Source organism: Limnohabitans sp., from assembly GCF_034680285.1.
Classification (GTDB): domain Bacteria; phylum Pseudomonadota; class Gammaproteobacteria; order Burkholderiales; family Burkholderiaceae_C; genus Limnohabitans_A.
Genome location: NZ_JAXITC010000006.1, coordinates 15,611 through 37,719 on the forward strand (window position 1 = coordinate 15,611; position 22,109 = coordinate 37,719).

Sequence of the window (22,109 nt, forward strand, 5' to 3'; positions counted from 1 at the left end):
CGATGACCACCGTCACGCAACGCGGTGAAACACTGATCGGACTCTTGGTGGGTTTGTCGGTGGGTTTGGTGGTTTTGGCCGCGGGCTCTGCCATGCTGGCCAACCACCTGCGCGGCCACCGCATGGCGCTGCAAGACAGCCATTTGCACCACGATTTGCGCTCGGCCATGGACTGGATGGCCCGCGAACTGCGCAAAGCGCAATACACAGCCAATGCGTGGCAAAGCCGTGCGCCCGGCGTTTGCGACGACCCGTTTTGCGAAGGCTGGCAAGACTTCAGCATCGAAGGTGACTGGATCGACTTCAGCTACGACCGCAATCACGACGGCCAAAAAGACGACGATGAATGCATGGGTTTTCGGCTTTCAGGAACCACCTTGCACGCCAGAAGGTCGTGCAGCGGAAGTGGTGACTGGCAGGCTATCACCGACAGCGCCAACTTGGAGATCACGGCTCTGAGTTGGCAATTGCGCTGCGAACTGCGCCAAGGATGGATCCACCGAAGCGTGCTCATGGATTTGACGGCACAGTGGCCTCGGGACGCGGCCCGCCAAATCCGCCTCTCGCAAACCGTGCATTTGCGCAACGACATGCCCGCCAGCACGCAGGCACTATTTTGCCCATGACAGCCCACAGCCACTCGCCAGCGCAAAACGGGGCCATCACCTTGCTGGTGGCCATTGGGCTGGTGATCTTGGCCAGTTTGACCAGCTTTTACAGCGCCCGAAGTGCTTTGATGGACCAACTGGCCAGCCAAAACCACGCCCACGCCAATCAGGCCAGACTGGCGGCCGACACAGCCTTGGCCAGTGCTCAAGCGGCCTTGCCATCGACGGCAAACCCAATTTCAGCGCTGTTGGCCACCCGCGCGCCCTGCCCTGCAGGTGTTTCGGGTCCGCAATGGCAGTGCAGCGCTGTACCGCTGACACCTCACCCCGCGCTGCCACAAACCCAACTGAGTACGATTGCCGTGCGGGACTTGGTGACCTCGCCCCATGTACTCACCTTGCATGCCAGCGCCAGCAGCACTGCAAACAACAGCAAGGCGCATGCGCGTGAAAGCTTGTTTGTGCCCACAGTGGCACCAGCACCGGATCTGCCTGCACCCGCTGCGTTGGTGCTCAATGGCTGTGTGACTGAAGCGGCTGGTGCCAGCTTGCGTGTTTGCCCCTTGGTCAGCCAAGGCAACATCTGCGAAGGCACCGCCAAAGGCCCGGCTGTGCTCACGCATTTTGTGCCGGACACCAACGGCAACGGCAGCATTTCCAACGCTGAAAAAAATGCCTGCTTGGCCCTCAAAACCACCAGCATGCCCGGTGGTGGGAGCAAAACCGGCCCCAGCGCAGCCTTGGCGCGAAGCCCCTGCAACCGTGCCGCTTGGCGCAGTGTGTTGGGCGACATCACGGATGAACAGCTGCAAGCCTGGTCAGCAGCGCAAGAGGCCAATGGCCTGACAGCGCAAACCAAACCGCCCCGTTCGGTCTACTGGATCGACAGCCCCGCAGACTGGCAGATCAGCGTGGGCACACCCGAGACCCCAGCTGTGGTGGTGTTTTCTGCCAAGGCCTGCGCCCAGCGCTGCCCACGCATGGCCACCAACGTGCGCATTGTGGGCAGTGTCTTGCTCGACTCGGGCTGCAACGACGAGAAAATGCGGGGCTGGCAAGGCGGAACGATCGAGGGCCAGTTGGTGGTGGAGTCGGGCCTGCCCGAATGGCGCTTTGGCACCGTGTTGGCCCGGCCTGAGGGCCGCGATGCGTACATCGTCAACTGGCCAGAAGGCATCGATGCCCGCCGGGTCCAGCGCATCAACGGCAGCTGGAGCGAGGGCCAACCATGAAAAAACCACCACCCCAGCAGCAGGGCATGGCCTTGATTGAAGCCTTGGTGGCTTCGGCCGTGCTGGGTATCGGCCTGGTGGGGGCCACGCAGCTGATGCTCAAAACCATCGGCAGCGCCAGCCTGAACCGTCAACACACCGTGGCCCAGCACCTGGCCCAAGAGGCCATGGACTGCTTGCGGGCCAACGCAGACATGTGCCCGACCCAAGACATCATCGAACACCAAGGCACGCGCTACACCCGTCAAACGCGCAGCTCAGCGCGGGGCCAGGGGCTCGTGGATTTTCGGGTCAGCGTGCAATGGCCTACTTGGGGGGCCGCATCTGGGTCCACCGGGGCTGCTGCCGAGCAGCGCATCGAATGGCACAGCAGTGCCTCGGGTTTGCAAGCTTGGGCAGGCTTATCCCCGCCATAATCTGCATGAACCCTCTCCGCCCTCTCCGCCCTCTTCACCGCTGACCCCTGTGCCCACTTTGTTAGACACCTCTCCCTTGAACCGCGCCCTGGACTTGGCCCGCCAAGCACTGTGGCTGACATCGCCCAACCCCCGCGTGGGCTGTGTGATCACTGCCGCCGATGGCACCGTGCTGGGCGAAGGCCACACCCAACGCGCAGGCGGCCCACATGCCGAAATCATGGCGCTGCGCGATGCGGCCTCCCGCGGGCACAACGTGCAAGGGGCCACGGCCTGGGTCACGCTGGAGCCTTGCGCCCACCAAGGCCGCACCGGGCCTTGCTGCGACGCCTTGGCCGCTGCGGGCATGGGCCGCGTGGTGTCGGCCATGCACGATCCCAACCCGAAAGTCGCAGGCCAAGGCATCTCGCGTTTGGCAGCTGCGGGCGTGCAAACAGAGACCTTGCACCCGACAAGCGACATCGCTGTGCAGGCGCGTGAACTGAACCTCGGTTTTTTCAGCCGCATGGAACGCGGCTTGCCTTGGGTGCGCATGAAGGTGGCCGCCTCGCTCGACGGGCAAACCGCGCTGCAAAACGGCCAAAGCCAATGGATCACAAGCGCCCCAGCCCGCGCAGACGGCCACGCTTGGCGTGCCCGAGCCTGCGCCATCCTGACCGGCATTGGCACCGTGCTCGAAGACGACCCCCTGCTCAATGTGCGCGGTGTGGACGCCCCGCGCCAGCCGCACTTGGTGGTGGTGGACAGTCGCCTCGACATGCCCCTGAGCGCCAAGTTGCTGGACACACAAGGCTCGGGCGAACAAGCCCGGCAAATCTGGATTTACACCGCTATTAACCCGGCCAACGCCGAACACCTGGACAAACGCGCTGCGCTGACGACACGCGGCGTGACCGTGATCGACTGCCCCGGCCCCGGTGGCAAGGTCGATCTGGCGGCCATGCTGCGCGACCTGGCAGGGCGCGAAATCAACGAACTGCACTTGGAGGCCGGGCACAAGCTCAACGGCTCGTTCATCCGCGAAGGGCTGGTGGACGAATTTCTGGTCTATCTGGCCCCGCAACTGCTGGGCCCCGGTCAAGGCCTGGCCAACTTGCCCACCCTCACCGAGCTCAGTGGCGCGGTCCGGCTGGCCTTTCATGCGGTGGACCGCATCGGGCCCGATCTGCGCTTGCTGCTGCGCCGACAGCCAGACTGAGGACAGCGCGAGCCATGACTTTCGCGGGACAGCCTAACGCGCACCATCCAGACCACAATCAAACTCCTTTTTCCAGGAGCCAACGAATTGAACCTCGCCCATTTACTGCAACGCCAGGCACGCACAGCGCCTGAGCGACCCGCCATTCTGAATGGCACCCAAGTGGTGGCCTCACATGGCCAATGGGCGCAGCGTTGCCAGCAACTGGCGCGCCAATTTCAGGCCGCAGGTTTGCAGCCCGGCGACCGGGTGGCCCTGTTCATGCGCAACCATGTGCGCTACCTTGAGGTGCTGTTTGGCGCTTGGTGGGCCGGGCTGGCGGTGGTGCCCATCAACGCCAAACTGCATGTGCGCGAGGCGCAATGGATCATCGACAACGCCCAAGCCCGCTGGGCTTTTGTGACGGCCGACATCACCCATGACACTGGTGAAAACCTCACTGGCTTGGAACGTGTGATCGATGTGGACAGTGCCCAAGCCGATGCGCTGTGGCAGGGGCACGATTCACATGTCGACACACCCATCACAGAGCGTGCAGCCGACGATTTGGCCTGGCTTTTTTACACCAGCGGCACCACGGGACGCCCCAAGGGCGTGATGATCACCCACCGAAACCTGATGACCATGGGCTTGGGCTATTTCTGCGATGTCGACGCCGTCAGCCCGCAAGACACCATTGCTTATGCTGCTCCCATGTCGCACGGCGCAGGCATCTATGCCATTCCACACCTGATGGCCGGGGCACTGCACATGGTGCCCCCCTCTGGCGGGTTCGATCCGGCCGAGCTGTTTGCGCTGGGCCCACAGCTTGGCCCACTGTCCATGTTTGCCGCGCCCACCATCGTCAAAAGGCTTGTGGACCATGCTGAGACAGCCGGCTTGTCAGCCAGCGATTGTGGCCAATCCTTCAAAACCGTGGTTTACGGCGGCGCTCCCATGTATGCGGCCGATATCCAGCGGGCGCTGCGCGTGATGGGGCCGCGCTTTGTGCAAATTTACGGCCAAGGCGAAAGCCCCATGGTGGGCACCGCCCTGTCACGCCATCACCTGCAAGACACCCAACACCCCCGGCACCAGGAGCGACTGGCGTCAATTGGTGTGGCGCAAACCCCTGTTCGCATCCGCGTCACCGACGAGCAAGGCTGCGACTTGCCACTGGGTGAAATTGGCGAGGTGTTGATTCAGGGCGACAGTGTGATGGCAGGCTACTGGCGTAACCCCGAGGCCACGGCCAAAGCCATCCAGAACGGCTGGCTGTTCACGGGTGACATGGGCTGTCTGGACGCCGACGGCTTTTTGACCCTGAAGGACCGCAGCAAAGACCTGATCATCAGCGGCGGCTCCAACATCTACCCCCGCGAAATCGAAGAAGTGCTCTTGCGCGCGCCGGGGGTGGCCGAAGTCGCGGTTGTGGGCGCCCCCGATGCCGAATGGGGCGAGGTGGTTGTGGCTTTTGTGGTGCCGCAAGATGGGCAAACACTCGACATCGCCGCGTTGGACGCACTGTGCCTGCAAGAAATCGCCCGCTTCAAACGGCCCAAACGCTACGAAGTGGTGAGCAGCCTGCCGAAAAACAATTACGGCAAGGTGCTCAAAACCGAGCTGCGCCAGCGACTGGCCTGAGACACACGATCAAAAGTTCAGCGTCTTCACACCCGACGACGTGCCCAACAAACACACCTGGGCTCTCTGCAGCGCAAAAACACCCACCGTCACCACGCCCGGCCACTGGCTGACGGTGTTTTCAAAAGCCACAGGGTCGGTGATCTTCAAGCCCTTCACATCGACGATGTGCTGCCCGTTGTCGGTCACCAGCGGCTGGCCGTCTTTTTGGCGCACAGTGGCGCTGCCGCCCATGGCCACAAACTGGCGCATCACCCGGGCCGTGGCCATGGGAATGACTTCCACAGGCAAAGGAAAAGCGCCTAAAGCATCGACCAATTTGCTCTCGTCGGCGATGCAGACAAACTGCTTGGACTGGGCGGCCACGATTTTTTCGCGGGTGAGCGCCGCGCCGCCGCCCTTGACCATGTGGCCTTGGTGGTCGATCTCGTCGGCACCGTCAATGTAGACCGACAGGCTCTCGACATCGTTGCTGTCGAACACCGGGATGCCCAAGGCCTTCAAGCGCACGGTGGAGGCTTCAGAACTCGACACAGCGCCTTTGATTTGGTCTTTCATGGAAGCCAGCGCGTCGATGAATTTGTTCACCGTGGAGCCGGTGCCCACGCCAACGATCTCGCCGGGAACAACGTATTTCAGGGCGGCTTGGCCCACCAGGGCTTTGAGTTCGTCTTGTGTCATGGGGTTGGGTCTGGGTAAAAAATGGAGGGTGGCCGGGGGTTTGAGACAATGACGGGAATTGTTGTCATTGCCTTTGCTGGCCAGAATTATCCAATGTCCCTGATCCCTTACGCCCTCGCCCGCTCCTTTTTGTTCAAGATGGACCCCGAAGAGACCCACGACCTGACCATCGAGGGCTTGGCCCGTACCCAAAACACCCCGCTGGACCGCGTTTACCGCCAGCCCTTTGTGGCGCAACCCATCACGCTGGCGGGTTTGCATTTCCCCAACCGCGTCGGCATGGCTGCTGGTTTGGACAAAAACGCCCGCTGCATCGATGGCTTGGGCGCCATGGGCTTTGGCTTTGTCGAAGTCGGCACCGTCACGCCCAAGGCGCAGCCGGGTAACCCCAAGCCCCGCATGTTCCGCTTGCCCGAAGCGCAAGCCCTGATCAACCGCCTGGGCTTCAACAACGACGGACTCGACGCCTTCATCGCCAACGTCAAGCGCTCCAAGTTCCGCCAACAAGGTCGCCTGCTGGGCCTGAACATCGGCAAGAACGCCGCCACGCCCATTGAAAACGCCACCGACGATTATTTGATCGCGCTGGCAGGCGTGTACCCACATGCCGACTACGTGACGGTGAACATCTCCAGCCCCAACACCAAGAACCTGCGCGCCCTGCAAAGTGACGAGGCGCTGGACGGACTGCTGGGCGCCCTGGTGTCGCGGCGCGAAGAACTGGCCTTTGAGCACGGCCGCCGCGTGCCCATGTTTCTGAAAATTGCTCCCGATCTGGACGAAACCCAAGTGGGCGTGATTGCCGCCACGCTGCAAAAGCACGGCATGGATGGGGTGATCGCCACCAACACCACACTGGCGCGTGACGCGGTGAGCGGTCTGCCGCATGCCGAAGAAACCGGCGGTCTTTCGGGTGCGCCCGTGCTCGAAGGCAGCAACCGTGTGATCCGCCAGCTGCGTGCTGCTTTAGGCAAGGACTTCCCCATCATCGGCGTGGGCGGTATCCTGAGCGGGCACGATGCGATCGCAAAAATAGAAGCCGGGGCCGACGTGGTGCAGATTTACACCGGGCTGATCTACAAAGGCCCGGCGCTGGTCACCGAAGTGGCGAGTGCGCTGCAGCAGATGAAGCGCTGAATCAAGAAACGGGGGCCAAGATTCATTGGCCCCTATGCTCAGTCCTTGAAGTACACCAACTGGTGCGTGCTCGCCAGCAGCTGCCCCTCGGGGCTCCAGAGTTCGCCCGTCTGGTCAAAGTAGCCGTGGCGGTAGTTGAGCGCATTGGCCACGCCCAACACATGGCGCGTGCCGACCTGCGCCAGTAAGGCGCTGTCTGCATGAAAATAGGTGGTCAGGGACACCGTGCCAATCAAGGCGCGACGACGGCGGCGGATGTAAATGCGCGGAAAAAAGCTGTCGCTCAAGGCCGCCAAAGAAGCAAAGTCCAGCGCCCGCTCGGGCTCGTCGCGCACCCACAAGGTGGATCGCGAGTGGGTTTGTTCTTGTTCGTCAAAGGCCTCGGGGAAAGCACCTTCGACAAAACGCATGTCGTAACGCTGCGGCCAAGCGGGCATGCCCCTGACAGGCATCCGGGTTAAGGCCTCAGGCGCGGGCAAGTTGGCAGGCATCACGGCTTCGATGTCAGACCAGGTTTCACGACGTACCGCAAACACCGCCGTAGCGGTGGCCACCACGCCTTCGGCTTGGTGGGCTTCGATGATCCAGTGCTGAGTCGATCGGTTGGTGCGCACGGGCCGCGCCAAGAAGCGGATCTCGCCATCGGCCACCGGGGCGGCAAAGTTGACCGTGAGCGCAACCGGCTCGCCCAGGCGCTCGGGGTGCAGCATGGCCGATTGCAGCAGTTGCGCCGAGGTGGTGCCGCCAAAAGGCCCGACCATGTTGGCGTAGGCGGGGTGGGTCGCGCCTGTGAATTCGTGGGGGGCGTCCGCAAGTGCAGAGGCGTGCAGGTCAATGGCTTCGTCGAATGGGTGCATGCGAACGATGATAGATGCGCCTGCTCGCCCTGCGCTGTCTCACAAGCGATCAATTGCGGGCTAGATTCGCTTGGGACATTCAAGTGCCTTGGCTGAGACACCTCGCTCGTCGGCGGATTCGGCGGCAATAGGCCACAAAACGGCTCGCACGGCGCTGCAGCCATTTCACCCTAAACGGCCCCGCACCACGCCATCTGCCCACCCTGGATGGCAAATGGTGGATCAACAGCAACAGCACCGTGTAGAGCATCAGTTTGCCGATGAACACCATCGCACCGATGGAATCAGGCGATACGCCACTCAATGCGAACAGCGCGATGGCGGAACGCGGAGAGTCTGGAAAGACTGAGAAAAACACCATGCTGATCGGCCCCGAGTCTCGCAGCATGGACAAGACTTGTGGCCCTTGTGAGCCCATCAGCTTTTGGCTCAAAGATTCGGCAGATTCCGTCAGCGTCCCCATGCCCAAGGCCAACAAAAAAGCACCCAATGCAGAAGCCAGTGCAAAGACCAGCACAATGACTTTGCCCTTTTGCGGCTGAAGAACACACAAGGCCAGGACAAACATTTCCGCGGGCAACATGGGCAGAAATCCATCGAAAACCGAAAAAACTGCCAGCCAAAAGATGGTTTTGGGCTCTGAGCCGTGGCGCAAAAGTGCGGTCTCTACCCGTTGAAACAACCGTTGAAAGAATGAAGGCGAGGAGTGCATGAAGGGCTAGCGCTTGATGAGGATGGCCTCAGGCCAGCCGAGCGCAAACCTCGTCGGCAATGGCCAACGAACTGGTCAGCCCCGGCGACTCGATGCCCAGCAGGTTCACCAGACCCGGCACGCCGTGCTCGGCTGGGCCCTGGATCATGAAGTCAGCTGCCGCCTCATGCGGGGCGTTGATCTTGGGACGCATGCCCGAGTAGCCGGCTTGCAATGCGCCATCTTGCAACGCGGGCCAGTATTTGCGCACCTCGGCATAAAAGGCATCGCCCCGACGCGGGTCGACCTGCAGGTCGGTGGGATCGTTGACCCATTGAACGTCTGGGCCGAACTTGGCCTGTCCGCCCAAGTCGAGCGTGAGGTGCACGCCCAAACCGGCTTTTTCGGGCACGGGGTAAATCAGGCAGGAGAACGGCGCCTTGCCCGCGAGTGTGAAATAGTTACCCTTAGCGTAATGGGCTTGTGGCAGCAAGCTTTTGTCCAGCCCGTCCATGCGCTCGGCCATCGCCACGGCGCTCAGCCCAGCGGCATTGACCAGCACTTTGCACGCCAGCTCGGTACCGTCTTGCGTGGTCACGCGAATCGGGTGCGTGGCGGTGCCGTGCTTTAGACCTATGTGTTGCACAGGCGAGACCAGCGCCAGCAAACCGCCTGCGTTTTCCATGTCACCTTGCAAGGCGAGCATGTAGCCGTGACTGTCGATCACCCCAGTGCTGGGCGAGAGCAGCGCAGCCTGACAAGAGAGCGCTGGCTCCAGCGCTTGGGCTTGGGCAGCCGTGAGTTTTTGCAAATCGTGCACGCCGTTGGCATCTGCCTTGGCCATGATGCCGTCCAGCGCCAGCACTTGCTCAGGAGTTGTGGCCACGATCAGCTTGCCAAACTGCTTGTGCGCCACGCCGCGCTCGGCGCAATAAGCGTAGAGCATTTGCTTACCCTGCACGCACAGCCGGGCCTTGAGCGAGCCCGCAGGGTAATAAATGCCCGCGTGGATGACCTCGCTGTTGCGCGAGCTGGTGCCCGTGCCAATGGCGTTTTCCGATTCGAGCACCAGCACCTCGCGGCCCGAAAGCGCCAGCGCCCGCCCCACAGCCAGGCCGACCACGCCGGCCCCAATCACCACAGCATCAACTTGTTCCATGGGCAGCATTGTGGCGCAGACTGACAAGCATTGAGGCTTGGTCTGAAGGGGCTTTGTGGGAGCGGCGCCCTCGCCGCGATGGGGCGCGAGCAGACCACCACCCATCGCCCCGAGGGCGGGGCTCCTACAAAACCCGAGAGCTGACACCCGCAAGACAGACACGGGCACCGCACACGGGCAGACTGCCAAGCATTCAACAAGGAGACCGTTTCATGTCGCTGTTCAATCTCAAAGGCAAAGTCGCCGTCGTCACGGGCTCCAGCCGGGGCATTGGCCGGTCCATCGCACACCAGCTGGCCAAACAAGGTGCCAAGGTGGTGGTGTCCAGCCGCAAGCAAGACGCTTGCGAAGTGGTGGTCAAGGAAATCCAAGCCGCAGGGGGAGAAGCCATGGCGATTGCCGCGAGCATCTCCAGCAAGGAGCAACTTCAAAACCTGATCGACCAGACCCGTGCAGCTTGGGGCCCGATCGACATTCTGGTGTGCAACGCGGCCACCAACCCCTATTACGGCCCCACCACCGGCATGAGCGACGAGGTGTTCGACAAGGTGATGCGCAACAACGTGCTGTCCAACACCTGGCTGTGCACCATGGTCTACCCTGACATGAAAGCCAAGAAAGACGGTGCCATCGTGATCGTGTCGTCGATTGGCGGCCTGCACGGCTCGGCCATTATTGGGGCGTACAACATCTCCAAAGCAGCCGACATGCAACTGGCGCGCAACCTGGCGGTGGAATGGGGTCCGGACAACATCCGGGTCAACTGCATCGCGCCGGGCTTGATCAAAACCGACTTTGCCAAGGCCTTGCACGAGGACCCGGTGATGAGCGCCAAGTACAACAGCGAAACGCCGCTGCGCCGCATGGGTGAGCCGGATGACATTGGCGGGGTGGCGGTGTTTTTGGCAAGCCCAGCTGGGCAGTATGTAACGGGGCAGACCATCGTGGCGGATGGGGGGATGATGATTCGCTGACTTTCCTTGGCAATTGGTACTTGGCACCTGGTGCTTCGGATGCCGCAGAGCATGGGCTGGGGCCGGGCACCTCATGAGGGAGTACCCAAAATCGGTGCCCGGCCCCAGCCCATGCTCTGCTCAGTGGGTTAGCAAAATCCAGCAAAGAAAGCAAAAAGCCCGCACAAGCGGGCTTTTTGACTTGGAGAAAACCTCGATCAGCCGAAGTTCTTCTCGGCGAAAGACCAGTTCACCAGCTTGTCGAGGAAGGTCTCAACGAACTTGGGGCGCATGTTGCGGTAGTCAATGTAGTAGGCGTGTTCCCACACGTCCACGGTCAACAAGGCTGTGTCGCCTGTCGTCAGGGGGGTGCCAGCGGCGCCCATGTTGACGATGTCGACCGAGCCGTCAGCTTTCTTGACCAGCCATGTCCAGCCGGAGCCGAAATTGCCCACGGCGCTCTTGACGAAGGCTTCTTTGAAAGCGGCGTAGCTGCCGAACTTGGCGTTGATGGCTGTGGCCAATGCGCCTGTGGGCTCGCCACCGCCGTTGGGCTTCATGCAGTTCCAGAAGAAGGTGTGGTTCCAGATCTGGGCCGAGTTGTTGTAAACGCCGCCGCTGGACTTCTTGATGATCTCTTCGAGGGACATGCTCTCGAATTCGGTGCCTTTTTGCAGGTTGTTCAGGTTCACAACATAAGCGTTGTGGTGCTTGCCGTGGTGGAACTCCAGGGTTTCCTGGCTGTAGTGAGGGGCCAAAGCGTCGATCGCGTAAGGCAGTGCGGGCAAGGTGTGTTCCATGAGGGGTCCTTAGGTTATTGCGGGTTAAAAAAGTGTTTGAGGCATTTTAAGGGAGCGCGATGCCCCTTACCGTGTTCAGGGTCACTGCAGCGTTAGCGGTGCGTTCGGACAGGGTGGGGCCGGGGCTCCTCATGTTGGGGTACCAGAAATCGTCGCCCCGGCCCCACCCCGCCCGAACGCGCTGGCGTCTCAGCCTTTCACGACCAAAGGCACCAGGCCATCGGACAAAGTGGCCTGAATGCGATGACCGGGTTGAAACTGGGCAGCGTGGGTCAAAGCCTGGCCGTGCTCATCGCTGAGCCAGGCATAACCGCGCTCAAGCACCTGACGCGGGTCCACCGACGACAAACGCAAAGCGGCTCGCTCCAAGCGCTGGGCGCGTTGCGGCACTTGCTGCGCCCGGTTGAAAGCCAAACGATCGTTCAAGCGCTCCAACTGGTGGTCTTGGCCGACCAATTGACTTCGGACGCCCGTCTGCAAACGGCTGGCCAAGCGGTCCAGCCACTGGCTGTGCTGACCCAGCAGGGCTTGGGGGCGGCTCAGTCGGCTGGCCAAAGCATTCAGGCACTGCACTTGCCGCTCTTGCTGGCGAGCCAAGCCCACCCCCAAACGGGCGGCCACACTGTCCAAGCGCTGGGCTTGTCGGTCTTGCTGGCGCAGCAGCCCGCGGCTCAAACGATGCTCCAGAACCGACAAAGCCTCAAGGCCCACCCCGCGGTCGGCCGCCGCCATCTCTGCGGCGGCGGTGGGCGTTGGGGCACGCACATCGGCCACAAAATCAGCGATGGTGAAATCGGTTTCATGCCCAACACCGCAAATCAAAGGGACAGGGCTTTGAGCGATCACACGGGCCAGGTTTTCGTCATTGAACGACCACAGGTCTTCCATCGATCCGCCACCACGCACCAGCAAAATCACATCCACGGGCGGGCTGAATGGGTTGTCCTCCGCTGTGAAGGCATACAACTGCCGCAGGGCCTGAGCCAAAGTGGCGGCCGCACCCGTGCCCTGAACCAAAGCGGGCACCATCAGCACAGGGATGTGAGGCACACGCCGCTGCAAGGCGGTCATCACATCGTGCCAGGCAGCAGCGCCCAAAGATGTCACCACACCAATGGCACGGGGTTGACCGGGCAATTCACGTTTGTGGACGGGGTCAAACAAGCCTTCGGCTTCGAGCTTGGCTTTGAGACGCAAAAACTGCTCAAAGAGTGCGCCCTGCCCTGCCCGCTCCATAGACTCCACGATCAACTGCAAATCACCTCGGGCCTCATACACCCCCAAACGGCCACGCACTTCAACCAATTCGCCGTCTCGCGGGGCAAAGTCCATCAAGCTGGCGGCACGGCGGAACATGGCGCAACGAATTTGGCCCGTGTCGTCTTTGATCAAAAAATAGCAATGCCCACTGGCCGCTCGAGAGAAACCCGAAATCTCGCCGCGCACCGTGACCGGATTGAACTGAGCGTCCAGTGTGTCAGCCATGGCGCGGCACAGGGCAGAAACTGTCCATGCGCGCGGCTTCAAATCGTCGTTTACAGGCATAACTTGTCGTTTTTATGGGGCTTGCATGGGTGATTCAGGCGTCCAAACCCAGTTCTGCCTAGAAAAGTACTCCACAAGTGAGGCAACACAGGCGTTCAAGCGGGTGTACGACACGAGGCTTCAGATCATCTTTGCAAACCATTGATTTCATTCAGTATTTTAAAAATGACCGTTCAAATTCACAGGAATTTTTTCATACCGGAGTTTGCCAGGGCATCAAAAGGACAAAGTTCTTCACAAAGTTATCCACAGCTGGAGGCATCTATTCAGGCACCACCGGGACTTTTCATATCCGGGCATGGCCTTCACCGATAATCTGGCTTCTTTGTTCACCGAAAAACTGGAAGGTTTGCTCTTGTTGTCCATCATACAAGCCGCTGGTTGGCCCATTTGGCCCTTGATCCTGTGTTCGGTTCTGGCCTTGGCATTGATCTTGGAGCGCGGGTTCCAACTGCAGGAAGCCAAAGTCATGCCGCCGCAAATCCTGGCGCAAACCCTCGAAGCCCTCCAGCGCGGAGTCCCTTTACCCGAGATGGTCGAAACCTTGGACAAAGCTGGGACCATGGGTCCCGTTTTAGCCCGTGGCCTGCGGTGTGTGCAAGACAACACCCTTGCCACCAGCGAAGACATTCACGCGAGCATACAGATGGCAGGCCGCCTGGCCGTTCAGCAACTCGAACGCTACTTGCCTGCCTTGGCCACCATCGCCTCTGCCGCCCCTCTGCTCGGCTTGCTGGGCACCGTGGTGGGCATGATCGAAATTTTCGGGGCGCACTCCGCGGCCAACAACCAACCGGCTTTGTTGGCGCACGGCATATCGGTGGCCTTGTACAACACGGCCTTTGGTTTGATCATCGCCATCCCAGCCTTGATGTTCTGGCGTTACTTTCGCGCAGTGGTTGACCGGCATGTGTTGAACATGGAAGTGACTGCCGAAACTTTTGCCCGGCACTTGAGCCGTGCGCGTAACTAAAGGTGGCTTGTGAATTTCAGGCCTCGATTTACCGCTCCGGAACCCGAAATCAACCTGGTGCCGTTCATTGACGTGCTCCTGGTGGTGTTGATCTTTTTGATGCTGACCACCACTTGGTCGCGCCAGACTGAGATCCAATTGAATCTGCCTGTGGCCGATGCCAGTGCAACGAGCACCAAGCCCCGACAAATCGTGCTGAGCATCACAGCGCAGGGGCAATACGCCATCAACAAATCCCCCCTAGGAACCAGTTCGGTGGGAGCTTTGGTGGCGGTGCTCACGCCCTTGGCCAAGCCAGACACCCTGCTGGTCATCAGCGCCGACGCGGCAGCAAGCCACCAAAGCGTGGTCCACGCCATGGAAGCAGCGCGCAGAAGTGGTTTGTCGAAAATCAGCTTTGCAGCCCAGTCTGCCGAGGCCCCGGGCTCCTGAACGGTTTAAATCCCCATGGGCTTGACCGCTTTCCTTCACCAGCATCTGCCCCGCGTGTGGTTGCAACGTGGACCCGTGGCCTTGGCCTTGTGGCCTGTGTCGGTCCTTTATGGTGCCTTGGTCGGTTTACGGCGCTGGGCTTATGCCAAGGGGATTTTCAAAACACAGCGGGTCCCAGCACTGGTCATTGTGGTGGGCAATGTGGTGGCGGGGGGTGCGGGCAAAACCCCCGTGACCATCGCTTTGGCCAAACACCTGATGGCACAAGGTTTCAAAATCGGGGTCATTTCCCGTGGCCATGGTCGCAAGACCCGAGACATCCGGGCAGTCGCACCGAACAGCGACCCCATGGATGTGGGCGATGAGCCCTTGCTCATCCACCAAGCCACAGGCGCACCGGTTTGGGTTGGCCGGGCTCGAGCCGATGCGGCAATGGGCTTGCTGCAAGCGCACCCGGGCGTGCAAATTTTGCTGTGTGACGATGGCTTGCAACACTGGGCATTGGCGCGAGACATCGAGATTTGTGTGATGGACGAGCGTGGGGTTGGCAATGGCTGGCTATTGCCCGCTGGCCCCCTGCGAGAAGCTTGGCCACGGCAGGTTGACGCGGTACTCCAGACGGGCCCAGTGTCTTCAAACTGGCCAACCGACACTTACCACGCCCCCCGCCAATTGGCCGACCATGCCCTGGCGGCAGATGGCCGGCGCATCACGCTGCAAAGCCTGAGCAATGAAAATTCACCGCTTCATGCGGTGGCAGGACTGGCCCGCCCAGAAGCATTTTTTGAAATGTTGCGCCAATCAGGTCTGCGTCTGGCCAGTACGACCCCACTGCCCGATCACCACCCTTACCAAAACTGGCCCAAGCAGCCCGGTCTGACCTGGTTGTGTACCGAAAAGGATGCGGCCAAGCTCTGGTTGCACGAACCCGGCGCTCTGGCCATCCCCCTAGTGGTGACACCAGAACCTGGTTTTTGGACGACCCTTGACGCTCGCATCGGTCAACTTTTGAAACGTTGAAGCGGCCATCGACTCATTTAGCCGGGAAATTCAAGGTCGTTATCATTCAGCCATGGACACCAAATTGCTTGAACTGCTGGTTTGCCCAGTGACCAAAGGACCGCTCAACTTCGACCGCGAGCGTCAAGAATTGCTTTCGCGCAGCGCACGCTTGGCTTACCCGGTGAGAAATGGCATTCCGATCCTGCTGGAAAACGAAGCACGGACGCTGAGTGACGATGAAATTGACAAGCTCGCGGCCCTGCGCCCACCACTCTGAGACGCCGGCATGACAGATTCCACAAAGCCGCAAGGCTTCACCGTGGTCATTCCTGCACGGTTGGCCTCGATCCGTTTGCCCAACAAACCGCTGGTCGACATCGCCGGACTGCCAATGGTTGTGCGCGTGGCTCAACGCGCCATGCAGTCGCAAGCCACTCAAGTGGTGGTGGCCGCCGATGACGAACGCATTGTTCATGCCTGCAAAGCACATGGCGTCCAAGTTTTGTTGACACGGCAGGACCATGTCAGCGGCAGTGACAGATTGGCCGAAGCGTGTCAACTGCTGAGCTTGCCCGATGATGCTTTGGTGGTCAACGTGCAAGGAGACGAGCCTTTGATGCGGCCCGAACTCATCAACGAAGTGGCCTGCGTACTGAACGAGCGCCCTGACGCCAGCATGAGCACAGCCGCCCACGCCATCGGGTCGCTGGAAGAGTTCGGCAACCCCAACGTGGTCAAAGTGGTCATGGATGCACGCCAGATGGCCCTGTATTTCAGTCGTGCGCCCATCCCTTGGTGGCGAGACGGCCAAAGTGACGCGGGCTTCAAAAGCTTGCCCAACCCAGCGCCTCTGCGGCACATCGGCATCTACGCCTACCGTGCTGGGTTTTTAAGATTGTTCCCACAATTGACACCTGCCCCCATTGAAAGCATGGAGTCGCTGGAACAACTTCGCGTATTGTGGCACGGGCATCGGATTGCGGTTCATGTGACTTCTGAGGCCCTGGGTCCTGGTGTGGACACGCCAGAAGATTTGGCCCGAGTGCGCCAAATGCTGAGCTAAAAACAGGGTTTACACCGTAAGCCAGCTTTGAGGCTGGCGTGATATTCTCAAAACCAATCAAGTGGTTGGGCCTTTGGTCTTGCCGACTGAACCGATTTCAAACGATAAGGACCTTCCCCATGAGACTGATTCTGTTGGGCGCACCCGGCGCCGGCAAAGGCACACAAGCCTCTTTCATTTGCCAGAAATACAACATCCCTCAAATCTCCACCGGTGACATGCTGCGTGCGGCTGTCAAGGCGGGCACGCCGCTGGGCCTGCAAGCCAAAGCCGTCATGGAATCGGGCGGCTTGGTCAGCGACGACCTGATCATCAACTTGGTTAAAGAACGCATCGCCCAAGCCGACTGCGCCAACGGCTTCCTGTTTGACGGTTTTCCCCGGACCATTCCTCAGGCCGATGCCATGAAGGCAGCTGGCGTCAAGTTGGATTACGTGCTCGAAATTGATGTGCCCTTTGACGCCATCATCGACCGCATGAGCGGTCGCCGCTCGCACCCCGCATCGGGCCGCACTTACCACGTCAAGTTCAACCCACCCAAAGTGGAAGGCCTGGACGACGTGACGGGCGAGCCCTTGGTACAACGTGCCGATGACCAGGAAGAAACCGTGAAAAAGCGTCTGGATGTTTACAGCGCTCAAACTCGTCCCTTGGTCGAATATTACTCGGGTTGGGCGAAAAACGACGCTGCAGCGGCCCCCAAGTACCGCGCCATCAGCGGCACTGGCAGCGTGGAAGACATCACAGCCCGGGCGTTTTCGGCACTGGCTGGCTGAACTGAAGCTGCCCCCAAAAAAACAAAGCCCCGCTCAGCGGGGCTTTTTGCTTTCAGGGCATGGCGTGAAGCAAGCACTTTTCAATCTCTAGCCCAGCAAATCGAGCAGCAAGCTGACTCGGGCTTTGAAAACATTCAATCCCAGCGGCGCTGTCGAAAACGCAGCTTTACCCACGATTTGACCCTGTGCACAGCGCGAAACCAGCCGAACAACAACGCCCTGCGCTTGTGCTTCCGACAATGCGGACGCTAGCTTTTCGTGCACAGTCCCGTTACCTGTGCCTGCCATCACAAGCCCTTTCACCCCCGCAGCCACCAAGGCCTGAATTTGTCGTGCGTCCGATCCTGCGTGGCTGTGCAGCACGGCCACCCAGGGCCATTGCGCAACATTGGAAGTCAAGGCAGTGCGCGCATGGGCATGCACCTTTGGCAAAACACCCAAATCCTGCCACCGCACACCACCCTGCTCCACAAAGCCTCGGGGACCCGACTCACCCGAACTGAAAGCATCAAGTCGGTAGGGATGAACCTTTTGCACCGCCCGGGCGCTGTGAATGAGACCGGCACAGACCACCATCACCCCCCGTGACAAAGGATCGCAGGCCACCACCATGGCATCCAGCAAATTTTGAGGGCCATCCGGCGCCAAGGCCGTTGCAGGACGCATCGCACAAGTCAAGACCACCGGTTTGTTCGTGTCCAGCACCATCTGCAAAAACCAAGCGGTTTCTTCCAAAGTATCGGTGCCATGGGTGATGACGACAGCATCTACATCGGGTCGAGCCAACCAATGCGCACAACGCTGCGCGAGCGCCTGCCAAGTCGCATGGTCCATGTCTTTGCTGTCCAGTTGCACAAGCTGCTCACCCACCAACTCATGGCCTTGCAAGCTGTCTTGCAGCGCTGGTACCGCGTCCAACAGGTGTTGGACGCCTAACTGACCAGCCGTGTAGCCGGTATGGTCACTGGCGCTGGCCGCCGTGCCTGCGATGGTGCCGCCTGTGCCCAAAACCACGACTTTTTGACTTTTTTTTGCGTCTACCACTTGCACTGCCTTAAAAACTGGTTAAAAATACAGTCACTGGATGAAAAAACAGCCCAACCAGTCCTCACACGGAGACCGCCATGATCGACAGCCCCAAACTCACCGCTCGGCAGCAGGAAATTCTGGAACTGATCCAGAACACCATTGCCAACACAGGTGCACCTCCCACACGCGCCGAAATCGCCAGTGTGTTGGGCTTCAAATCAGCCAACGCGGCAGAAGAGCACCTCAAAGCCTTGGCCCGCAAAGGCGCCATCGAGTTGGTCAGTGGCACATCCCGCGGCATTCGCCTCAAGGGCAGCAACCGCAGCAATTTTCGCGCACCTTCCGACCTCTTCAGCTTGACGCTGCCCGGTTTGGGGCAACTGAGTTTGCCACTGGTTGGCCGAGTCGCAGCCGGCTCACCCATTTTGGCGCAAGAGCATGTGGACCGGACCTACCAAATAGAAAGCAGCTTGTTCACTGAACAACCCGATTACCTGCTTCGGGTTCGCGGCATGTCCATGCGTGACGCCGGCATCATGGACGGCGACCTGTTGGCCGTCAAATCCACCAAAGACGTGCGCAACGGGCAAATCGTGGTGGCCCGCTTGGGCGATGACGTCACCGTCAAGCGCTTGCGCAAAACTGCCGATGGCATTGAACTGCTGCCGGAAAACCCAGACTATCCGACCATCGTGGTCAATCCCGAAGAGCCTTTCGACATCGAAGGTTTGGCCGTGGGCTTGATCCGAAACACCCTGCTCATGTAAGAGATCTGCTTGCTGCACCAGGTGGCGGGCGCAGGCGGAATGGTTCCGCCAGCCCTGGTGCAACAGGCTCATTCAGCAATCCTGCCTGTGTCCAACCTCCATGCTTTTGAAAGGTTTCACATGGGAATCGCTCTGCTTGCTTTTTCGGGTCTGTTTCAAGGCCTCTCCAATTGGACCCGCCCTGCGACCGTCGCAGCCAAACCCCAGCGTGCCAACGCTTTTTTGCGTCCGGTTTGGGCCACACGCCGTCCGGCTTGTGTGCCTCAAGGGCTCAAGTCCAGCATTCAGCCTCATCGGGTTCACACGGCAACAACTGCACCAGCCTTGCGGGTGCTTCGTGTCACTGAGAGTGACCAACGCGTCAAAGGCGCGGGCCGAATGGTGATTTCCGGTCGCATGGCCGATGTGTGCGCCGAATTGGACCGGTTGGCCGCGATTGAGGCATCACAGGCACGCATTTGACCTGAAAAGCATGCCCAGCGGCCCAATGGGGCCGCCTCGTCAAGGCACAATGGAGGGATGAACATTGTGATTCTTGACGACTACCAAGATGTGGTCCGCAAACTCGACTGCGCCGCCAAACTCGAAAATTTCTCGGCCAAGGTGTACACCAACACGGTCAAGGGCATGGGCCAGCTGACCGTTCGCCTCAAAGATGCCGACATCATCGTGCTGATTCGAGAGCGCACCCAACTAACCAGGGCCGTGATCGAAAAACTGCCGCGCTTGAAACTCATCTCGCAAACTGGCCGCTTGGGCGGACACGTAGATTTGGCCGCCTGCACCGAACGCGGTGTGGCTGTGGCCGAGGGCGTGGGCTCCCCGGTGGCACCGGCTGAGTTGACTTGGGCCCTGATCATGGCAGCCACCCGCCGCTTGCCCCAGTACATTGGCAACTTGAAGCACGGCGCGTGGCAGCAATCAGGCCTCAAAGCGGGCTCAATGCCGACCAATTTTGGTTTGGGCACAGTCCTCAAAGGCCGAACCTTGGGGATTTGGGGCTATGGAAAAATTGGCCAAATGGTGGCCGGCTACGGCAAAGCCTTTGGCATGGACGTGATGGTCTGGGGCAGCGACGAATCTCGCAACAAAGCCATTCAAAACGGCTACCGTGCCGCTTCCAGCCGGGCTGCATTCTTTGAAGAGTCCGATGTGTTGTCGATCCACTTGCGCCTGAACGAGGCCACCCAAGGTATCGTGAACAGCGAAGATTTGGGCCGAATGAAGCCCACCTCGCTGTTTGTGAACACTTCTCGCGCTGAATTGGTTGAACCCAACGCCTTGATCGGTGGCCTCAACCGCGGCCGTCCGGGATTGGCTGCGGTCGACGTTTTCGAGTCAGAGCCAATTTTGCAAGGCTCAGCCCTCTTGCGCTTGGAGAACTGCATTTGCACGCCGCACATTGGCTACGTCGAAAAAGACAACTACGAGCTGTATTTCAGCGCCGCTTTTGACAATGTGGTCAATTACATCAAGGGCACCCCTACCAACATCGTGAACCCCGGGGCCTTGCAGGTTCGCCGCTGAGGCCAACGGTTCTTTTTTCTCATTTCATTTTCCATTCCAACATGACGCTTGCATTTTCCAAAGTCGCCATCATTGGCGCAGGGGCCATGGGCCGAGGCATTGCTCAAATTGCCGCTCAGACCGGCAGCCAGGTCTGGCTTTACGACACTCAACCCGAAGCCATCACCAAAGCTCGTGAAGCCGTGTTCCTGCAATGGGACAAATTGCAAGAAAAAGGCCGATTGACAGCCGAAGCCGTAGCGGGTCACAAAACCCGCCTGCTGGGTGCCACCCAGCTTCAAGACTTGGCGGAGTGTGAACTGGTTGTCGAGGCCATCGTTGAAAAGCTCGAGATCAAGAAAAGTCTGTTCACCGAGCTGGAAACAGTGTTGGCTCCTTCGGCTGTTCTGGTCACCAACACCTCCTCCTTGTCTGTCACGGCCATTGCCGCAGCCTTGCAGCGTCCAGCGCAATTTGCGGGTTACCACTTCTTCAACCCGGTACCACTCATGAAAGTGGTCGAAGTGATTGCGGGCCTTAAAACCGACCCTGCGGTGTGTCAGCGTTTGTCGGATTTTGCACGCCAGATGGGCCATACCCCGGTGCAAGCGCAAGACACGCCTGGCTTCATCGTCAACCACGCCGGGCGCGGTTACGGCACGGAGGCTTTGCGCATCGTGAGCGAGGGCGTGGCCGATTTCGCCACCATCGACCGCATCTTGCGCGACCAGGTTGGCTTCAAACTTGGCCCCTTCGAACTCTTTGATCTGACGGCGCTGGATGTCTCACACCATGTGATCGAATCGATCTATCACCAGTATTACGAGGAGCCGCGTTACCGCCCCAACGTGATCACCGCCCAGCGATTGGCTGGGGGTGTGGTGGGTAAAAAAGTGGGCGAAGGCTTTTACAAATACGTGGACGGTTCAGCGCAGGTGCCCGCGGAAACGCCCGTCCCTGAGGTTGAGAACATGCCGCCCGTCTGGGTCTCGCCCAGAGCTGCCCGGCGAATGGAGCTCTTACAAATTCTGAAAAACCTCGGCGCCACCATTGAAACAGGTGCTTCACCTTCACCTGAAGCGCTGACCATCGTTGCCCCGCTGGGCTTTGACATCACCACCGTGGCGGTGGTGGAGCGCTTGGACCCGGCCCGAACCGTGGGGATCGATATGCTGTTTGACGACGGCGCCACCAAGCGCCGCGTGCTGGCCACCAACCCCGCCACACGCGCCGACATGCGTGATGCGGCTCATGCCCTGTTTGCCCGCGATGGCAAGGCCGTGTCCGTCATCCGTGACAGCGGTGGCTTTGTCACACAGCGCGTGGTGGCAACCATCGTCAACATTGCGTCGGACATTTGCCAGCAGCAAATTTGTACCCCGCAGGATTTGGAAACCGCCGTCACCTTGGGCTTGGCTTACCCCATGGGCCCTTTAGCGATGGGCAACCGCTTGGGCCCGGACAGCATTCTGGAAGTGCTGTTCAACCTCCAAACCGTTTATGGTGATCCACGTTATCGCCCCAGCCCTTGGTTGCGCCGCCGAGGTGCCATTGGCCTGTCCTTGATGCACACCGAGGATTGATGACTGTGTGGGTCAGACCTTTGTTCTGTACCCATCTGAATGACTTTAGGGAACAAATCTTTAGCTCTGTCCCCATCT

24 protein-coding genes are annotated in these 22,109 nt (G+C 60.0%); 17 read left to right on the forward strand and 7 right to left on the reverse strand.

The window, feature by feature from the left end; translation table 11 throughout:
* Window positions 1-2 precede the first annotated feature (2 nt).
* From SWE17_RS06530 to SWE17_RS06550, 5 genes are all read left to right on the forward strand, one after another.
* Window positions 3-626 (forward strand): hypothetical protein, encoded by a 624-nt coding sequence (locus SWE17_RS06530; RefSeq protein ID WP_322992305.1) that lies wholly within the window; start codon window positions 3-5, stop codon window positions 624-626.
* Window positions 623-1,840 (forward strand): hypothetical protein, encoded by a 1,218-nt coding sequence (locus SWE17_RS06535; protein ID WP_322992306.1) that lies wholly within the window; start codon window positions 623-625, stop codon window positions 1,838-1,840. The genes SWE17_RS06530 and SWE17_RS06535 overlap by 4 nt, the downstream gene beginning before the upstream one ends.
* Window positions 1,837-2,256 (forward strand): type IV pilus modification PilV family protein, encoded by a 420-nt coding sequence (locus SWE17_RS06540; RefSeq protein ID WP_322992307.1) that lies wholly within the window; start codon window positions 1,837-1,839, stop codon window positions 2,254-2,256. Before SWE17_RS06535 ends, SWE17_RS06540 begins: the two co-directional genes overlap by 4 nt.
* 58 nt (window positions 2,257-2,314) lie before the next feature.
* Complete coding sequence (ribD, locus tag SWE17_RS06545) at window positions 2,315-3,454, forward strand: bifunctional diaminohydroxyphosphoribosylaminopyrimidine deaminase/5-amino-6-(5-phosphoribosylamino)uracil reductase RibD (protein WP_322992442.1); 1,140 nt, start codon at window positions 2,315-2,317, stop codon at window positions 3,452-3,454.
* 87 nt (window positions 3,455-3,541) lie between these two features.
* Window positions 3,542-5,077: a class I adenylate-forming enzyme family protein gene (locus SWE17_RS06550; protein WP_322992308.1), complete on the forward strand. Its 1,536-nt coding sequence runs from the start codon at window positions 3,542-3,544 to the stop codon at window positions 5,075-5,077.
* A gap of 9 nt (window positions 5,078-5,086) precedes the next feature.
* Here SWE17_RS06550 and rpiA read toward each other — a convergent pair whose 3' ends face one another.
* On the reverse strand, window positions 5,087-5,758 hold the full coding sequence (gene rpiA / locus SWE17_RS06555) for a ribose-5-phosphate isomerase RpiA (protein WP_322992309.1): 672 nt from the start codon (window positions 5,756-5,758) through the stop codon (window positions 5,087-5,089).
* A 93-nt stretch (window positions 5,759-5,851) separates the two neighbouring features.
* On the opposite strand from rpiA, the gene SWE17_RS06560 reads away from it, so the two are divergent.
* Complete coding sequence (locus SWE17_RS06560; protein WP_322992310.1) at window positions 5,852-6,895, forward strand: quinone-dependent dihydroorotate dehydrogenase; 1,044 nt, start codon at window positions 5,852-5,854, stop codon at window positions 6,893-6,895.
* Window positions 6,896-6,933: 38 nt separating this feature from the next.
* Here SWE17_RS06560 and SWE17_RS06565 read toward each other — a convergent pair whose 3' ends face one another.
* The 3 genes from SWE17_RS06565 to SWE17_RS06575 all read right to left on the reverse strand — a co-directional run bounded on the left by SWE17_RS06565 (window position 6,934) and on the right by SWE17_RS06575 (window position 9,602).
* Window positions 6,934-7,752 (reverse strand): thioesterase family protein, encoded by an 819-nt coding sequence (locus SWE17_RS06565; RefSeq protein WP_322992311.1) that lies wholly within the window; start codon window positions 7,750-7,752, stop codon window positions 6,934-6,936.
* Between the two features lie 79 nt (window positions 7,753-7,831).
* Window positions 7,832-8,335, reverse strand: a complete 504-nt coding sequence (locus SWE17_RS06570) for a hypothetical protein (RefSeq protein WP_322992312.1) — start codon at window positions 8,333-8,335, stop codon at window positions 7,832-7,834.
* Between the two features lie 157 nt (window positions 8,336-8,492).
* Complete coding sequence (locus SWE17_RS06575) at window positions 8,493-9,602, reverse strand: NAD(P)/FAD-dependent oxidoreductase (RefSeq protein WP_322992313.1); 1,110 nt, start codon at window positions 9,600-9,602, stop codon at window positions 8,493-8,495.
* Between the two features lie 212 nt (window positions 9,603-9,814).
* Between SWE17_RS06575 and SWE17_RS06580 the strand changes: the two genes are divergently transcribed.
* Entirely contained in the window at window positions 9,815-10,576 is a 762-nt protein-coding gene (locus SWE17_RS06580; RefSeq protein ID WP_322992314.1) for an SDR family oxidoreductase, read from the forward strand.
* A 197-nt stretch (window positions 10,577-10,773) separates the two neighbouring features.
* On the opposite strand, the gene SWE17_RS06585 is transcribed toward SWE17_RS06580, so the two are convergent.
* Together SWE17_RS06585 and xseA are read right to left on the reverse strand one after the other, a co-directional pair.
* On the reverse strand, window positions 10,774-11,355 hold the full coding sequence (locus tag SWE17_RS06585) for a superoxide dismutase (RefSeq protein ID WP_019431287.1): 582 nt from the start codon (window positions 11,353-11,355) through the stop codon (window positions 10,774-10,776).
* Window positions 11,356-11,544: 189 nt separating this feature from the next.
* Window positions 11,545-12,900, reverse strand: a complete 1,356-nt coding sequence (gene xseA, locus SWE17_RS06590; protein ID WP_322992315.1) for an exodeoxyribonuclease VII large subunit — start codon at window positions 12,898-12,900, stop codon at window positions 11,545-11,547.
* Between the two features lie 355 nt (window positions 12,901-13,255).
* Between xseA and SWE17_RS06595 the strand changes: the two genes are divergently transcribed.
* The 6 genes from SWE17_RS06595 (at window position 13,256) to adk (ending at window position 17,146) form a co-directional block, all read left to right on the forward strand.
* On the forward strand, window positions 13,256-13,873 hold the full coding sequence (locus tag SWE17_RS06595; protein WP_322992443.1) for a MotA/TolQ/ExbB proton channel family protein: 618 nt from the start codon (window positions 13,256-13,258) through the stop codon (window positions 13,871-13,873).
* Between the two features lie 9 nt (window positions 13,874-13,882).
* Window positions 13,883-14,305 carry a biopolymer transporter ExbD gene (locus SWE17_RS06600; protein ID WP_322992316.1) on the forward strand — a complete coding sequence of 141 codons (423 nt, stop codon included), beginning with the start codon at window positions 13,883-13,885 and terminating at the stop codon, window positions 14,303-14,305.
* A 15-nt stretch (window positions 14,306-14,320) separates the two neighbouring features.
* Window positions 14,321-15,325 (forward strand): tetraacyldisaccharide 4'-kinase, encoded by a 1,005-nt coding sequence (gene lpxK / locus SWE17_RS06605; RefSeq protein WP_322992317.1) that lies wholly within the window; start codon window positions 14,321-14,323, stop codon window positions 15,323-15,325.
* 52 nt (window positions 15,326-15,377) lie between these two features.
* Complete coding sequence (locus SWE17_RS06610; RefSeq protein WP_322992318.1) at window positions 15,378-15,584, forward strand: Trm112 family protein; 207 nt, start codon at window positions 15,378-15,380, stop codon at window positions 15,582-15,584.
* A 9-nt stretch (window positions 15,585-15,593) separates the two neighbouring features.
* Complete coding sequence (kdsB, locus tag SWE17_RS06615; protein WP_322992319.1) at window positions 15,594-16,370, forward strand: 3-deoxy-manno-octulosonate cytidylyltransferase; 777 nt, start codon at window positions 15,594-15,596, stop codon at window positions 16,368-16,370.
* A 119-nt stretch (window positions 16,371-16,489) separates the two neighbouring features.
* Window positions 16,490-17,146: an adenylate kinase gene (gene adk / locus SWE17_RS06620; protein WP_322992320.1), complete on the forward strand. Its 657-nt coding sequence runs from the start codon at window positions 16,490-16,492 to the stop codon at window positions 17,144-17,146.
* A gap of 87 nt (window positions 17,147-17,233) precedes the next feature.
* Here adk and SWE17_RS06625 read toward each other — a convergent pair whose 3' ends face one another.
* The gene (locus SWE17_RS06625; protein ID WP_322992321.1) at window positions 17,234-18,196 is read right to left on the reverse strand and encodes an asparaginase; all 963 of its coding nucleotides are present in this window, start codon (window positions 18,194-18,196) and stop codon (window positions 17,234-17,236) included.
* Between the two features lie 74 nt (window positions 18,197-18,270).
* Between SWE17_RS06625 and lexA the strand changes: the two genes are divergently transcribed.
* The 4 genes from lexA to SWE17_RS06645 all read left to right on the forward strand — a co-directional run bounded on the left by lexA (window position 18,271) and on the right by SWE17_RS06645 (window position 22,031).
* On the forward strand, window positions 18,271-18,942 hold the full coding sequence (gene lexA, locus SWE17_RS06630; RefSeq protein ID WP_322992322.1) for a transcriptional repressor LexA: 672 nt from the start codon (window positions 18,271-18,273) through the stop codon (window positions 18,940-18,942).
* A gap of 120 nt (window positions 18,943-19,062) precedes the next feature.
* Window positions 19,063-19,404: a hypothetical protein gene (locus SWE17_RS06635; RefSeq protein ID WP_322992323.1), complete on the forward strand. Its 342-nt coding sequence runs from the start codon at window positions 19,063-19,065 to the stop codon at window positions 19,402-19,404.
* A gap of 57 nt (window positions 19,405-19,461) precedes the next feature.
* Window positions 19,462-20,469, forward strand: a complete 1,008-nt coding sequence (locus tag SWE17_RS06640) for a D-2-hydroxyacid dehydrogenase family protein (protein ID WP_322992324.1) — start codon at window positions 19,462-19,464, stop codon at window positions 20,467-20,469.
* Window positions 20,470-20,510: 41 nt separating this feature from the next.
* The gene (locus SWE17_RS06645) at window positions 20,511-22,031 is read left to right on the forward strand and encodes a 3-hydroxyacyl-CoA dehydrogenase (RefSeq protein ID WP_322992325.1); all 1,521 of its coding nucleotides are present in this window, start codon (window positions 20,511-20,513) and stop codon (window positions 22,029-22,031) included.
* The last annotated feature ends 78 nt before the right edge of the window (window positions 22,032-22,109 follow it).